A 15103-nucleotide genomic window follows, 5' to 3' on the forward strand; every position below is an offset into this window, starting at 1 on the left:
CACTGAGACATAGGCTCGGTGAATCCCTCCTTGTGATTTTTTATGGGTCTGCTTTCTGACTCCGAATGCTGGTTTATTTCTGCTTCCGCATGGTGAGCGAGATCTTTTTCCGTTCCGGGTCAACAGAGAGCACCCTTACGTCTACGATGTCTCCTACATGCACAACATCCAGGGGATGCTTCACATAACGGTCGGCAAGCTGTGAGATATGCACGAGACCATCCTGATGGACTCCGATATCGACAAAGGCGCCGAAATCCACGATATTACGTACGGTGCCCTTAAGCTCCATGCCTGGCTTCAGGTCATTAAAATCCAGGATATCGCTCCGGAGGATTGGTGCAGGTGCGTTGTCCCGTGGATCCCGTCCGGGCTTCTGAAGCTCCGAGAGGATATCGGAGAGTGTATAGGCTCCGACTCCGGTTTCTGCAGCAAGCTTTTCCATACCCTGCCCGGATTTCTTAACCGTAGCAGCAAGCTCCCGGGTCTTTCCGTTACGTACGTCTGCTTCTGTGAAACCGAGGAGCTTAAGGAGCTTCTTTGCTGCTTCATAGCTCTCGGGATGCACGGCGGTATTATCCAGGACTTCTTTTCCATCCCGGATCCGGAGGAAGCCGGCGCACTGCTCAAAGGCTTTAGGGCCGAGCTTTGGCACATTAAGAAGCTGCCGACGGCTCTGGAAGGAGCCATTTACCTCCCGGTAGCTTACGATATTTTTTGCAATGGTTTTGTTGATTCCGGAGATGTGCTCGAGCAGCACGGCGGACGCGGTATTCACATCCACTCCCACTGCATTGACGCAATCCTCGACGACGTTTCCGAGCTGTGCAGAGAGCTTTGTCTGGTTCATGTCATGCTGATACTGTCCGACACCGATCGCCTGTGGATCTATCTTTACGAGCTCTGCGAGCGGATCCTGCAGACGGCGCGCCATGGATACGGCACCACGCTCCTCTACGGTAAAATCCGGAAATTCCTCTGCACCAAGCTTGCTGGCAGAGTAGACGGAGGCACCGGCTTCGTTGACGATGACATATTTTACCGGCAGATGCCTGCTGCTCAGGAAATCCGCGATGATCTGCTCGCTTTCTCTGGAGGCGGTGCCATTGCCGAGAGCAATCAGGTCAACGTGATCCTTCTCGATCAGCTTACCGATGGTGCGCATTGCTTCCTCCACGCGTCCTGCAGGCTTGGTCGGATAAATGATCGTGGTATCCAGCACCTTACCGGTCGGATCCACTACAGCGATTTTGCATCCATTACGGTATCCGGGATCCCAGCCAAGCACGGTTTTACCTACGATCGGGGGCTGCATCAGAAGCTCCCGGAGGTTTGCAGCAAAGATCTGCATGGCGCCATCCTCTGCCCGGGTGGTAAGCTCATTGCGGATGTCGGTCTCAATGGAGGGCGCAATCAGTCTCTGGTAGGAGTCCTGGATCGCGTCCCTGCGATAGGAGTCGGTTATGGGATTCTTACCGATCCGGCTGTGGCTTTCCAGATAGCGAATGCAGTCTTCCGCAGGTGCCTCAACCTTCACCGTGAGGATTTTTTCCTTCTCGCCGCGGTTGATGGCAAGGGTTCTGTGTCCGGGGATCTGACGGACCGGTTCGGAGTAGTCATAATAATTACTGTAGGGTGTTACGGTTCCGGCAATGTCCTTGGTTCTGGCAGCAGAAAGCAGCACGCCCTCATTCCAGGTTTTCCGGCGGATCCATGCCCGAAAATCTGCGTTGTCGGAGATGTCCTCAGCCAGGATATCTTCCGCACCCTGGATTGCAGTTTTGATATCCGGGACAGCCTTCTCGGGATTTATATATTTTGCAGCTTCCTTCTCTACCGGAACCGGCGTTTTGTCACTGCCAAGGTATTCGGCGAGTCCCTGCAGACCGCGTTCTCTTGCCATCATGGCTCGCGTGCGGCGCTTTGGCTTATATGGACGGTACAGATCCTCCAGCTTAACGGCAGTATCCGCTGCATCAATTTCTGCACGGAGAGTCTCTGTGAGTTTCCCCTGTTCCTCAATGGAGGAGAGGATGCTTGCCTTGCGTTCCTCCAGATTTCTAAGATACGTAAGCCGCTCCTCAAACGGTCGCAGCACATCATCTTCCAGACCTCCGGTGAGCTCCTTACGATAGCGGGCGATAAAGGGGATGGTATTGCCCTCATCAATCAGGCGGATTACCGCCTCTGCCTGCGGGACACGGATGGAAAGCTCTGATGCCAGTTTTTCTGAAATATTCATTACTTGACTTCCTTTTTGTTTACGCATAAAATTTAGTAATTATGTACTCTTTAGAATACTGCGGAGAATTCCATTATGGAAGATAAAACACAAAATAACAAGAGATTTCAACCGGCAGTGGAGGCGATCCGCAGGCTTTTAAAAAGTGACCGGCAGATCCTGCTGCTTGCCATTGATGGTAGGACTGGCGCAGGCAAGACAACCATAGCCAAATATCTTGCGTCGCGCTTTGACTGCAATTTGTTTCATCTGGATGATTACTATCTGCAGGCGCATCAGCGGACGCCGGAGCGTCTCCATGAGGTGGGCGGAAATGTTGACTATGAGCGCTTTAAAGAAGAAGTGCTGCTTCCGGTCCTTGCGGGAGAGAAGGTACATTACCGGCCGTTTAACTATCTAACCATGGATTTTGATGATGCCTATGCAAGAGACATTCCTCCCAAAAGGCTTAATATTTTTGAGGGAACCTACAGTATGCATCCGTATTTCGGTGATCCGTTTCAATATCACATTTTTATGGATGTAAAATATCCGCAGCAGATTGCCAATGTCATAGACCGGCAGGGCACAGCGGAGCTGGATGATTATATCGATAAGTGGATTCCCAAGACAGACCGCTACATTGATGCCTTTAAGGTGCAGGAGAGATGTGATCTTACGATTGCATTTGAGAGTGAGTCCCTTGCGTAAATTGTATTCGTAAGGCATATAGCGGGCTTTATAGTATTTTTACAGGAACGTAATTGACAGGAAGCAGGAAGTATGAGTGAGGTTACAGATCTTAAGGAAAGACGTTTTTATCCGGCAGTGGATGCTATTGAGGAATTGCTTCGCGATCCGGAGGAGGAGATCCTCATGGTTGCGATTGACGGTAAATGCGGCAGCGGCAAGACGAGGCTCGCTGAGTTTTTGTCCCGGAAACTGGATGCCAATGTGTTTCATATGGATGATTTCTTTCTGAGACCGGAGCAGAGGACCGAAGAGCGAATGCAGGAGGTTGGTGGAAATGTAGACTATGAGAGATTCCGGGAGGAGGTATTGATTCCGCTTTTTTACGGAGATCCGGTAGTATACCGCCCGTTCCGCTGCAGCATTATGGGATTTCGCCCGGACGATGAAATCACAATTCCGCCGAAGCGCCTTAATATTATTGAGGGCTCCTACAGCCAGCATCCGTATTTTGGTAATCCCTACCAGCTCAGGATCTTTATGGATATCGATGAAGAAACCCGCCGGCAGCATATTTTTGAGAGAAGCGGAGAGGAAAAGCTTCAGGATTTTATCGACAAGTGGATTCCCAAGGAAGATGCATATTTTGAACGGTATAACATAAAGGAAAAAAGTGATCTTGTGATTTCCTGGTCATAATAAAAAGAGGCTGCGTTTCCCCTTACGTAAGATGGGTGAACGCAGCCTCTTTGGCATTTGTAAGAAGCATATGCATTTCGTTGGAAGTGAGAGCGCATGCTTCCTTCAGTTTTGCAAACTCATTATTAAGCGTCGTATCGGAAACCGTCATGTTGTCGGTATTGATGGTAATCTTAAGACCGGCAGACAGGAGCTTCCGGAGCGGAAATGCATCAAAAGACGGGAAAATCCGGGTCTGGATATTGCTTGTCGGGCAGAGCTCCAGCGGAATCTGCTTCTTGCATAGAAGTTCAACGAGTTCCGGATCCTCGAGACAGCGGACGCCATGACCAATTCTGCATGCTCCAAAACGGATGGCATCACGAATGCTGTCCGGTCCGTCCGCTTCACCCGCATGGATTGTAAATGGAATGTCAAGCCCACGGATTATACGGAACAGCGGTGCAAACTCCCGGGTTGGAAACAATGCCTCCGCGCCGGCGAGATCCATGGCGAGCACACCTCTGCCGAGATATTTTTTAGCTGCATGGATCGTATCCATGGAGGCTCTGAATGCCTCCTCTCCACGGCCCCGCATCATGCATAGGATCAGACCTGCCCGGAGCGTCGGATGCTCCGGATGTACTTTAATGTCCTCTGACTGATCCCGGATGAAACGCTGCAGTCCGGCAATCGCTGCTTCCACAACCTCCTCCTGAGATATCCCGGAGGTGGTGAGCGAAGAAGGCGCGAAGCGCGGTTCGGCATAGATTACGCCCTCGGAACGGAGCTCTGTGAGCAGATCATAGGTCGTGATCTCCACAGCCTCCGGGGTCTGTAAAAGCTTAAGCGGAAAGGCAAATGCAGCGAGATAGGCATTCAAATCCGGACAATCCGGCGGTACGGTCATGCGCCGCCGAAGCTCCGTGTCGTCTATGCTGTTAAGTCCCTCGAGTTTCGCAAGCCTGCGTGCTGTGCGGAGAGGAATCGAGCCATCCAGATGTATATGCAGATCAATCAGATTTTCCATTTTTACCAGTTCAGCTGTTCAAAATAACCGGCTTTTTTAAGCGCCGGGCGCAGTGCCATATAAACCACTACGGATACTATAACAGATGCAACCGCATTAATAAATGAGGAAACAAAATTTATGGTTAGAGAAAGCTCTGCGGCAGGCTTGCCAAGCACAAGGATCTTATAATAGTAGCCGATGATCGGGTCTGCAAAAACGTTAAAGACAAGACCTGCGATGGCGGCAAAGATCGCCCAGTGCAGGACATGCTTCGTATCATTGTTTTTTGTGATCTTACCAAAATGATGCGCAACCAAACCGGTAATGACACCGATAAAGAACTTACAGAATAAAGTCTTGGGTACCAGCGGCGCGTAGACCGGATCAAAAAAATCTCCGATGCTCATACCGATGGCACCGGCAATACCTCCCAGAGGTCCGCCTATGATGAATGCGGCGAGCACGACAACCGCATTTCCTAGATGGATCGAGGTCATGTCTCCTCCCACCGGGATCTTGATCTGCAGAAATGTAAATACTACATAGGATAAAGCCGCAAAGAGAGCGGCAAGTGCAAGCTGATAGGTTTTTGAGTTTTTCATGATGTACCTCCTGCTGTGTTTTATTACCGTGCATTATAGACATCGTCTGATAATATTACTATTACCAAATATGGAAAATATAATATGACCAGATCATTGGTTTTGATTTGTCCGGAGAAGAACTGGTGTATTTGGAGCTGTTTGATCGTTTTGATTAGCTTTGTTAGAAGATTATTTTTCATGCGATATCGCGTCTCTTTATAAATATTGTCTATATCTAAATCAAAATATTAGATATTAGACAGGGACAGTGCTGTGCTGTATGATGGCTTCATCAGCAAGAAGCTAACAGAAATGCGATGCATACGATATCATAGATGACAGCATTTCCTTAATTTCCAAAAGTACAGTAATATACAGAATAATGAATGGGAGGAACAACATATGGCTAAGAAATCTTTTGCAAATTCCGGCTTTGATACCAAGGCAATCCATGTTGGTCAGGAGGAAGCAGATCCTGCTACCGGAGCAAGAGCCGTACCGATTTATCAGACAAGCGCATTTGTATTTAATAATGCGGATCATGCAGCCGCAAGATTTGCGCTGAAGGATGCCGGAAACATTTACGGCAGACTTACCAATCCTACCGTGGATGTATTTGAGCAGAGAGTTGCAGCACTGGAGAGCGGTGTTGCTGCCGTTGGCGTCGGCTCGGGTGCAGCAGCTGTGACATATGCATTCAAGGCAGTTGCTCATGCCGGAGATCATATCGTATCGGCTAAAAATATCTATGGCGGTACCTACAATTATCTGGCACATACCTATCCTGAGTTTGGCGTTACGACAACCTTTGTTGATCCGTATAATTACGAGGAGGTGGAGGCTGCGATTCAGCCAAATACCAAGGCACTCTATGCGGAGACACTGGGAAACCCTAACGGTGAAGTTCTGGATCTTGACAAATGGGTTGAGATTGCGCATAAGCACGATCTGCCACTGATTATTGACAATACCTTTGCGACTCCTGTACTGCTCCGTCCGATTGAGCATGGCGCGGATATCGTAGTGCATTCCGCGACGAAGTTTATCGGTGGACATGGTACGACTCTGGGCGGCGTGATCGTTGACGGCGGTAAGTTTAACTGGAATCAGCCGGAAAAATGGCCGTGGCTTGCTACCAAAAACGAGTCATATCATGGACTTAATTTTGCAGTGGATACGGCGCCGGCAACCATTGCTACGTATTTAAGAGCCATTATCCTGAGAGATGAGGGAGCAACTCTTGCGCCGCTCAATGCATGGCTTCTGCTGCAGGGACTCGAAACTCTGTCTCTCCGGGTAGAAAGACATACGGAAAACGCTTTGAAGGTTGTAGATTTTCTTAAGCATAATCCGCATGTAGAGTATGTTTCTCATCCGGCAGCTTCTACGGATCCGGTACAGCAGGAGCTGTATAAGAGATACTATCCTAATGGCGGCGGATCCATCTTTACCTTTGATGTCAAAGGCGATGAGCAGACAGCAAAGGATGTCATTGACCATCTGGAGCTTTTCTCCCTGCTTGCCAATGTTGCTGATGTAAAGTCACTCGTTGTGCATCCGGCAACCACAACACATGCAGAGTGCAATGATGCTGAGCTTAAGGATCAGGGCATCAAGAGAAATACCATCCGTCTTTCCATCGGTATTGAAAGTATCGAGGACATCATTGCGGACCTCGATCAGGCATTTAAGGCCGTTTACGGTGACTGAGCTTTTATGATCAGCCCTTGTTATTGTTCTATCGTTTTTGCATCCTCCTAAAAATGAAAATAAGAAAAACTACCGCCGCAGAGGTTCGAGCCCTGCGGCGGTAGTTTTTTTAGGATGCTAAGAGGAAATTCTCGCTGGTTCAATGACCGGGTAGCTTACTCGGAAAATCCTACGGTATTTTGTTTATCGTATTCCACTGATAAAGATTTCAAGTCCGATCGCGATGAGGATGAGACCGCCAAGGATCGTAGCTTTACCGGCGAGGCGGGTACCGAAGCGTTTGCCGATACCTACTCCTAGATAGCAGAGGATAAAGGTGACAACAGCAATGATCAGAGACGCAAGTAATGCGGCATCCAGATGATATGCTGCGATGGTAAAGCCGACAGAGAGTGCATCTATGGAGGTGGCAATCCCCTGCATGATCAGAGCACAGTTCCCCGTGACCTGATCCTCCTCGGGTATCTCACAGTGCATGCCGTCCCAGAGCATTTTACCTCCGATATAGGCAAGAAGCAGCAGCGCAATCCAGGGGATAAGCTTCTGAAACTGTTCAAAGAGCAGCAGGATGGTATGCACACAGGTCCATCCGATCATCGGCATCAGAAACTGAAATCCGGCAAAGGTTCCGGCGATTTTTATTGTTTTCTGCTGATCCATATGGGACTCCCGGAGACCGTTGGCCATGGAAACGGAAAACGCGTCCATAGCTAGTCCGACGCCCAGCAAGGCGCTGTTTATAAGAAATAAAAGATAGTGCATGAATTGCGGTCCTCCTGACATAATTCCGCTATTATATGAGCTTAAGATCTTATTAGTCAAGTCTAATGCGAAGTTTGCGGCGAGGACTACGAGGTCATTTTCATAGGTTTATAAGTAGGTGTAGGTTCATAGGCAGCCTTTGGCTTGATTTGATGCAAAAACAGTTTCATAGGTAATTTCATGCAGATTTTGCCGAGATGACAAAAATTTGCTCATGCTTTATGATATGATGCTTTTATCAAAATATGTTCTTTCCGGAAGGAGAAGCTTTTGGCAGTACAGTTTATTTTTGGCGCTTCGGGCGCCGGTAAAACCGAATACATCCTCCGGGAGTTTGTGACCAAGGCTCCCGCAAATCTTTGTAAACCCTGGCTTATCATTGTACCGGAGCAGGATACGCTTGCCATGCAGAAGCGGGTAATCTCTCATCCTGAAAATAAAGCACGTAAGGGGATTATCAACATTGATGTCCTGAGCTTTAACCGCCTTGCCTATCGCGTTTTTGAGGAGCTTACCATGCCGGTACCGAGGATCATTGATGATACCGGCAAGGTCATGATTTTACGTAAGGTGGCGGAGGATATTAAGGACAAGCTTACACTTTACACGCATCAGCTCAATAAACCGGGCTTCCTTGATGAGCTTAAGTCACAGATCTCCGAATTTTACCAGTACCGGATCCTGCCGGAGATGCTGGATCTTGCAGCAGAGCATGCAGAATCCCTTTATACCAAAGGAAAGCTTCATGATCTTGCACTAATTTATGAAACCTTCCGTAACTATATGGAGGAGCATGGGTACATGACAGAGGAGGAGCTGCTGGATCGTCTCTATCAGTATCTTCCGGAAACAAAGCTCATCGATGGAGCTGTGATCGCACTGGATGGTTTCACAGGCTTTACTCCGATTCAGAAAAATGTATTGGAGGAGATGATGCTGGTAGCGGACCGGGTAGAATTTTGCCTGGATCTCGGAAGGAGAGATAACAGTACAGCCCACAGCCCTAAAACACCGGAGGAGCTTTTTTATCTTACCGGAAAAACCGTACAGACAGTAACGGAGCTAGCGGAAAAAAACAATATCAGCATACTTCCGGATATCAATTTAAACCTATACGATGCTGTCACAGGAGAGGTAAGATCGCCATTTTTACGACTTCCACGATTTGAGAAGCTGCCGGAGCTTGATTTCCTGGAGCAGAATCTTTACCGCTTTGACGGAGTCATAGAGAAATTTCCCGGAAAACCTGAGGGGATGGAAATCTGGGAGGCACCGGATCAGCGGCGGGAGATGGAAGCCATTGCCACGGAGATTGAGAGGCTTGTGCGTGAGGAGCATTTCCGGTATCAGGAGATCAGTATCCTACTGACAGAACCGGAGGCATACAGGGATATTGTATACAAGACCTTTTCCGAGGCAGATATCCCGTACTTTTTTGACGATCCGGGAAGTCTATTGGATTCTCCCTATGCCGAGGTAATGCGGGCAGCACTTGAGGTGATTGACCGTGATTTTACATTTGACAGCGTGCTCAGGTATCTGAGAGCGCTCCCGGACAGCAGTCCCATGGAGGAGGATCTTGTTGACCAGTTCGATAATTTCCTCCGGGAGCGGGGCATACGAGGCGTCAGCCGTTATCAGAGCGTATGGGATGAGCATGAGGATCTCCGGCAGAAATTTATGCTTCCGCTTCTTACGATGCGTGACAAGATTTCCGACCGCTACGCTGCCATTTCCGTGAGAGTTCAGGCACTGAAGGAGCTGCTGGAGGAAGTTTCTGCGCGGCAGCTTGTCACGGAGGAAGCAGAGGCACTTCAAGAGGAGGGAGATCAGAATCGTGCAGAGGAGCTAAGGCAAGGCATGGATGCCATTGATGAGGTACTTATGCGGATTACTGAGCTTCTGGGCGAGACCAAGGCATCCCGGACAGAGTTCCGGGATATCCTCGAAGCAGGACTCAAGCAGGCTTCCATAAGGGTGATTCCGGCAACGCTGGATCAGGTGCTGATCGGTGATCTCACCCGTTCCCGTTTTGCAAACCCGAGACTCTTTTTTATCGCGGGGATCACGGCAGATCGTATCCCAAAGGCGGAGTCAGATCAGAAGCTGCTGGGAGACAGGGATCGGGCGCTCTTTAAAGAGCTGGGAATGGAGCTGGCTCCGGACCGGGTGGAAAATGCACTGATTCAGCGCTTTTATATATATCGCGCGCTCCTGAATCCAAGGGACAGACTGATCCTGTCATATCCGATGCGTGGCAGAGACGGCAAGGGACAGAAGGCCTCCTCGCTGATTCTGGAGCTTAAGAGATTTTTCCCGTGGCTTCGGATTCATTCCCTCAGATCGGAAGCTCGCAGGATTTATACCCGTAAGGAGGCATTACGTGCCATAGCAGAAAATATGCCCGGGCTTCTGGAAGCTGCGAATGCTTCAGAAGAGCAGAGCCACACGGAGGCATGGGAAAAAACGATACGGTATTTTGCGCTACTGTATCGGGATCCGGACTACCGGGATGCAGCGCGGCAGCTTTTAACGGCGGCATTCACAAGATACAGTGGAAATCAGCTGGACCCGAGGGTTGCCATGGAAGTATACGGAAGTGTGCTTGAGGGCTCAATTACGCGCCTTGAGCAGTACAGGCAGTGTGCATATGCGCATTTCCTGCATTACGGACTGCGCCTCATGGAGCGCAAAACCTATGAGGTACAGGCTTTTGATATCGGAAATCTGTATCATGCCGCAATTGAGCTTTGTTTCCGGCTTGCGGAGGAAATGGGTAAAACGATCTCAGAGCTTACGGAGCAGGAGCTTACAGAGCTTGCAAATGAAAGCGTTGCCAGGGTTTCGTCGCAGTACAGCCACAGCATGATGCTGGACAGCGCACGAAATCAATATATTGTCCGTAAGGTGCGGAAGGTCACAAAAACCACCCTGTGGGCGCTGGGGGAACAGCTGCGACGCGGCGATTTCAAGGTTGTGGGTGTGGAAAAAAGCTTCGATTTTGTGCGGGATGGGATCCGGCTCCATGGACGCATTGACCGGATTGACCGTTGTGAGGATGAGGGGCATGTTTACGTCCGGGTCATTGATTATAAGACCGGGGCTACAAGCTTCGATCTCGCTAAAATATATGACGGACAGCAGATCCAGCTTGCCACATATCTGAATGTTGCGCTTACGGAAGCTGCGATTCGCTTCTCTGAAAAGGAAATTGTGCCGGCGGGGATGTTTTATTATCACATTGATGATCCTGTCCTTAATGGAGAAGATCTGACGGCAGCCAAGGATCTCTCGGAGGCGCGGCTTCGGACGCTCCGGATGGATGGACTGGTCAATACCAGCCTGGATGCTGTCCGGCACATGGATCGTACCATCCAGAAGGAATCTGACATCATCCCGGTCACTGTCAAAAACGGCATGGTGGATGAAAAGAAAAAATCTGTGGCACCCACGGAACGGTTTATGGCACTTGGACAGTATGTGGACCGGCAGATCCGGCAGGACGCAGCGGAAATTAAAGAAGGCAGGATCTCTATTGATCCCGTAAGACTGGATGCTAAATATACTGCATGCAGCTTCTGCCCGTATCATGCCGTTTGCGGGTTTGATCCGAGAATTGCGGGCTTTGCATATCGGACAGGCATAAAGGCAAAACCGGAGGAAATCTGGGAAAGGATAGAAAATGACAGCAATGTGGACAGAGGATCAGAAGAGGGTCATAAATCATAAGGAAGGAAATCTGCTGGTTTCGGCAGCGGCAGGCTCCGGTAAAACGGCAGTGCTGGTACAGCATGTCATTGACCGCCTGATGGATGAGGAGGACCCGGTTTCATTGTCCCAGATGGTTGTTATGACATTTACGGATGCGGCAGCACAGGAGATGCGGGATAGGATCCGCAGTGCCATTGAGGAGAAGTTAAGAGAACATCCGGGGAATGAGCTTCTGATCCGGGAGGCGGGAAACATTCAGAATGCCAATATTTCCACGATAGACTCTTTTTGCAGGCGGATCCTTATGGAAAATTATGCGGTGATCGGTCTGGATCCGTCATTTCGAATTGGAGATGAGGGAGAACTCAAGCTTTTAAAAAGTGATATTATCCGGGACATGATGGAGACGCATTATCAGGAGCAGGAGGAATGCTATATCGCTTTTGTAGATCAGTTTTCCGATCGTAAGGAGGATAAAGGTATCGAGGAACTGATTCTGCAGGTGGCGGAAGCTGCGGAGTCGCATCCCTGGCCGATGGAGTATTTAAGAGCGGAAGCCAGACAAAATAACGCTGAAGTGGAAGCATTTCTCATAGAAGATTTACGCGCAGGCTTTCGGGATGACAGGGATATTCTCAAAGAGGCAATAGAACTTTGCCTTGAGGAGGATGGACCGGAGGCATACCTTCCGGCTCTACAGCATGACCTTGATACGCTGGAGGAGCTTCTTGCCTGCGATCATCTGCGGGAGATGGTTTCAGCAGCAGGCAGGTATGTGCCGGATCGGCTGCCACGGTCCAAAAGCCTGTGGAAGGACAATGTACAAAACATGAGAAATCTGGTAAAGGCAGATCTTCAGGAGCTTAAAAAAAGACTGTTTTTACCGGATGAAACTACGCTTTTAAAAATGCAGGCGGATCTGGATCAGCATATCCGGGTTTTACTTGAGCTCACGCAGGAATATCTGGACAGATATGAGGAGGAGAAGGCGGACCGTCGTATCCTGGATTTCTCGGATCTTGAGCATAAGGCACTGGAAATCCTGTATACAGGAGAGGGCGAGGAACGGAAACCCTCTCTGATTGCGGATGATTATGCAAGAGCCTACCGGGAGATCCTGGTGGATGAGTATCAGGATTCCAATCTTGTCCAGGAAGAGCTGATCCGGGCATTATCGGGTGAACGCTTCGGACGTCCGGATGTCTTTCAGGTAGGGGATGTGAAGCAAAGTATCTACAGCTTCCGGCTGGCAAGACCAGATCTCTTTCTTACAAAGCTTTATGACAGTACATATCCAAAAATCGAGCTCTCCAGGAATTTCCGCAGCCGAAATACGGTACTCCAGTCCGTCAACGACGTATTTTACCGCATTATGAAAAAGGAAGTAGGGGGGATTGATTATACGGACCGGTCGGCGCTGTATGCCGGTAGAGACGAGCAGTCCGAGGACGAAAAAGCCATTAGAGAAGGGACATTCCGGGAGCGGGATTATACCACAGAGCTTCTTGTGCTGGGATTAAAGGATGCTGCGGCAGAAACAGATGCTGCTTTGCCAAACCTTGGCAAGGAGGAGGCGGAAGCAGAGCTCATTGCCGCCAGGATTCATAAGCTGCGTGCGGAGGGATATGAATACCGAGATATCGTGATATTGATGCGTTCGCCCGGTGCCTGGGCAGACAAAATGGTAGAGATCCTAGGACATGCCGGGATCCCCGCGTATTGCATTACGAATGAAGGATATTTTACGGCAGTGGAGGTGGAAACCATCCTCTCGCTGCTCAGTATCATCGATAACCCGAGGCAGAGTATTCCGCTTGCCGCAGTCATGCGCTCTCCGATCGGCGGATTTACGGATGAGGAGCTTGCGGAGCTGGTAGCAAAGGATGGGACGCTGATCCGGAGCTTCCCGGATATGGAAGCGGATAAGGATGCTTTTACTAAAGCAACCTTACCTTCGGAAGAAATGGAAGCTTTGGTAGAAACCGAAGCACCAGGAGAGCTTGTGACGGATAAAGAACCTGAGACATTCGGAGAGTCCGGGACATCCGCCTCCGGGGAGGAACTTCCGGAGTCGCTTCGCAGGAAGCAGCAGAGCTTTTTTGCCATGCTGGATCGCTTCCGCCGTATGTCGCATTATTTAACAATTCATGAGCTTCTGTACCGGATTTATGATGAGACCGGATATTATAATTATGCTTCAGCCATGCCGGCAGGCAATCGAAGGAAAGCAAATCTGGATCAGCTGATTGATGAAGCACTAAGATTTGAGAGGACAAGCTACAAAGGGCTTTTTGATTTTATCCGTTATATTGAGAAGCTGAAAAAATATGATAATGACCAGGGAGAGGCATCGGTGTATTCCGATCAGGACAATCTGGTACGGATTATGTCCATCCATAAATCCAAAGGACTGCAGTTCCCGGTGGTTTTTACAGCAGGTCTCTCCAGGCAGTTTAACCGAAGTGACTTAAATGCAAAGCTCCTGATTGATCCGATGCTCGGCATGGCGTGCGATTATATTGACCCGGAAACTCGTGTGCGTATCCCAAGTCTTAAAAAATTCGCCTTAAGGGAAAAAATGGAGATGGATCAGCTTGGCGAGGAGCTGAGAGTCCTGTACGTTGCAATGACCCGGGCACAGGATAAGCTGATCCTTACAGCGACATGTTCTGACCTTGATAAATTTATGGCAAAATGTGAGGATGACGATACAAAAATCACTGGCTCCAGAATCCGTTCGGCACAGTGCTATCTTGACTGGATTACCATGGCAATGGGCAGCCGGCTTTTAGCAACGGGAAGTTCCGAATGCTCGATTCGCTTACAGACCTTGAGCCTTGCAGATCTTGGAAAGCTGCAGGGGGATGAGCTTAAAAAGACGGTGCTGCTCTCGGAGGAGCTGCAGCAGGAAATCAGTGCCTATCCTGATAAAAGTCCGCTTTACCAGAGGATGCTGGAGGATTTTGCGTACCAATACCCGCACGAGGCTGCTACAAAACTGTATCCGAAGCATTCGGTTTCAGAGATTAAGGAGGCTGCCATAGAGCAGTATGAAAAAGAAGCTGCAGCAGAGACCTGGCACATCACTGCGGACCACAGCGGTTCATCAGAGCAGTATCTGGAGCCTGCAGGTGCCATGGTAGGAGATGCGTATCATCACGCACTCGCAAGGTACGACTACAGTAAGGACATGAATCAGCTGGCAGACTTGCTGCCGGAGGCAGAGTATAAGCTGATCAATGAAAAAAGATTTGCTGCCTTTTTAAAAACGGAACTTGCGGCGGAGTTCCGTAAAGCACAGGAGAAACGACGCCTGTTCCGGGAGCAGCATTTTATGAAAGAGGTACCGTACAACTACCTTTTTCCGGACAGTACACTTACCGAGCCGATTCTTCTCCAGGGTATCATCGATGCTTTTATTGTAGAGGAGGACGGGATTGTGCTTGTGGACTATAAGTCCGATCATGTGCATAAGGAGGAAACTCTTGTAGGGAGGTATCAGAAGCAGCTCGAGCTTTATGCGGATGCACTTTCCTCCATCCTCCAGATGCCGGTAAAGAAAAAACTGATTTATTCTATTGTGCTGGAAAAGACCATTGCGGTCTGAAGCATCGATGACAAAGCCCGGGGCGGAAGCTTCGGGCTTTGTCATGTGCGCTTTTTATAGGCTGCATTCTCGTTATGCCTCTTAAGAGTCTGATGGTGGAATGAAATTACGCCTATGCCATAAACAGG

Annotated in this window: 9 protein-coding genes; 5 read left to right on the top strand and 4 right to left on the bottom strand. The window is 49.3% G+C overall.

Annotation, left to right across the window (positions count from 1 at the left end):
- Window positions 1–73: 73 nt before the first annotated feature.
- Window positions 74–2242, bottom strand: a complete 2169-nt coding sequence (locus tag ACTNEN_RS11355) for a Tex family protein (RefSeq protein ID WP_441206580.1) — start codon at window positions 2240–2242, stop codon at window positions 74–76.
- A 75-nt stretch (window positions 2243–2317) separates the two neighbouring features.
- Here ACTNEN_RS11355 and ACTNEN_RS11360 point away from each other — a divergent pair, with 75 nt between their 5' ends.
- The gene (locus tag ACTNEN_RS11360) at window positions 2318–2932 is read left to right on the top strand and encodes a uridine kinase family protein (RefSeq protein WP_441206582.1); all 615 of its coding nucleotides are present in this window, start codon (window positions 2318–2320) and stop codon (window positions 2930–2932) included.
- A gap of 72 nt (window positions 2933–3004) precedes the next feature.
- Window positions 3005–3610 carry a uridine kinase family protein gene (locus ACTNEN_RS11365; RefSeq protein ID WP_441206583.1) on the top strand — a complete coding sequence of 202 codons (606 nt, stop codon included), beginning with the start codon at window positions 3005–3007 and terminating at the stop codon, window positions 3608–3610.
- Between the two features lie 22 nt (window positions 3611–3632).
- Here the strand turns inward: ACTNEN_RS11365 and add are convergent, their stop codons facing one another.
- On the bottom strand, window positions 3633–4619 hold the full coding sequence (gene add / locus ACTNEN_RS11370) for an adenosine deaminase (protein WP_441206584.1): 987 nt from the start codon (window positions 4617–4619) through the stop codon (window positions 3633–3635).
- Between the two features lie 2 nt (window positions 4620–4621).
- Window positions 4622–5203 (bottom strand): ECF transporter S component, encoded by a 582-nt coding sequence (locus ACTNEN_RS11375; RefSeq protein WP_441206585.1) that lies wholly within the window; start codon window positions 5201–5203, stop codon window positions 4622–4624.
- Window positions 5204–5587: 384 nt separating this feature from the next.
- Here ACTNEN_RS11375 and ACTNEN_RS11380 point away from each other — a divergent pair, with 384 nt between their 5' ends.
- On the top strand, window positions 5588–6895 hold the full coding sequence (locus ACTNEN_RS11380; RefSeq protein ID WP_441206587.1) for an O-acetylhomoserine aminocarboxypropyltransferase/cysteine synthase family protein: 1308 nt from the start codon (window positions 5588–5590) through the stop codon (window positions 6893–6895).
- 183 nt (window positions 6896–7078) lie between these two features.
- Here ACTNEN_RS11380 and ACTNEN_RS11385 read toward each other — a convergent pair whose 3' ends face one another.
- Window positions 7079–7657 carry a manganese efflux pump MntP gene (locus ACTNEN_RS11385; protein ID WP_441206589.1) on the bottom strand — a complete coding sequence of 193 codons (579 nt, stop codon included), beginning with the start codon at window positions 7655–7657 and terminating at the stop codon, window positions 7079–7081.
- Window positions 7658–7927: 270 nt separating this feature from the next.
- Between ACTNEN_RS11385 and ACTNEN_RS11390 the strand changes: the two genes are divergently transcribed.
- Both ACTNEN_RS11390 and ACTNEN_RS11395 read left to right on the top strand, forming a co-directional pair.
- Complete coding sequence (locus ACTNEN_RS11390; protein ID WP_441206590.1) at window positions 7928–11386, top strand: PD-(D/E)XK nuclease family protein; 3459 nt, start codon at window positions 7928–7930, stop codon at window positions 11384–11386.
- Complete coding sequence (locus ACTNEN_RS11395; protein ID WP_441206591.1) at window positions 11340–14975, top strand: UvrD-helicase domain-containing protein; 3636 nt, start codon at window positions 11340–11342, stop codon at window positions 14973–14975. The genes ACTNEN_RS11390 and ACTNEN_RS11395 overlap by 47 nt, the downstream gene beginning before the upstream one ends.
- Window positions 14976–15103 lie beyond the last annotated feature (128 nt).

Origin of the sequence: Oribacterium sp. HCP28S3_H8 (assembly GCF_052064775.1) — a bacterium.
GTDB lineage: Bacteria > Bacillota > Clostridia > Lachnospirales > Lachnospiraceae > Oribacterium.

Coding starts and splice junctions, on each gene's coding strand:
- ACTNEN_RS11375 (WP_441206585.1), bottom strand. CDS start 5,203: ATGAAAAACTCAAAAACCTATCAGCTTGCACTTGCCGCTCTCTTTGCG.
- ACTNEN_RS11355 (WP_441206580.1), bottom strand. CDS start 2,242: ATGAATATTTCAGAAAAACTGGCATCAGAGCTTTCCATCCGTGTCCCG.
- ACTNEN_RS11365 (WP_441206583.1), top strand. CDS start 3,005: ATGAGTGAGGTTACAGATCTTAAGGAAAGACGTTTTTATCCGGCAGTG.
- ACTNEN_RS11380 (WP_441206587.1), top strand. CDS start 5,588: ATGGCTAAGAAATCTTTTGCAAATTCCGGCTTTGATACCAAGGCAATC.
- ACTNEN_RS11360 (WP_441206582.1), top strand. CDS start 2,318: ATGGAAGATAAAACACAAAATAACAAGAGATTTCAACCGGCAGTGGAG.
- ACTNEN_RS11395 (WP_441206591.1), top strand. CDS start 11,340: ATGACAGCAATGTGGACAGAGGATCAGAAGAGGGTCATAAATCATAAG.
- add (WP_441206584.1), bottom strand. CDS start 4,619: ATGGAAAATCTGATTGATCTGCATATACATCTGGATGGCTCGATTCCT.
- ACTNEN_RS11385 (WP_441206589.1), bottom strand. CDS start 7,657: ATGCACTATCTTTTATTTCTTATAAACAGCGCCTTGCTGGGCGTCGGA.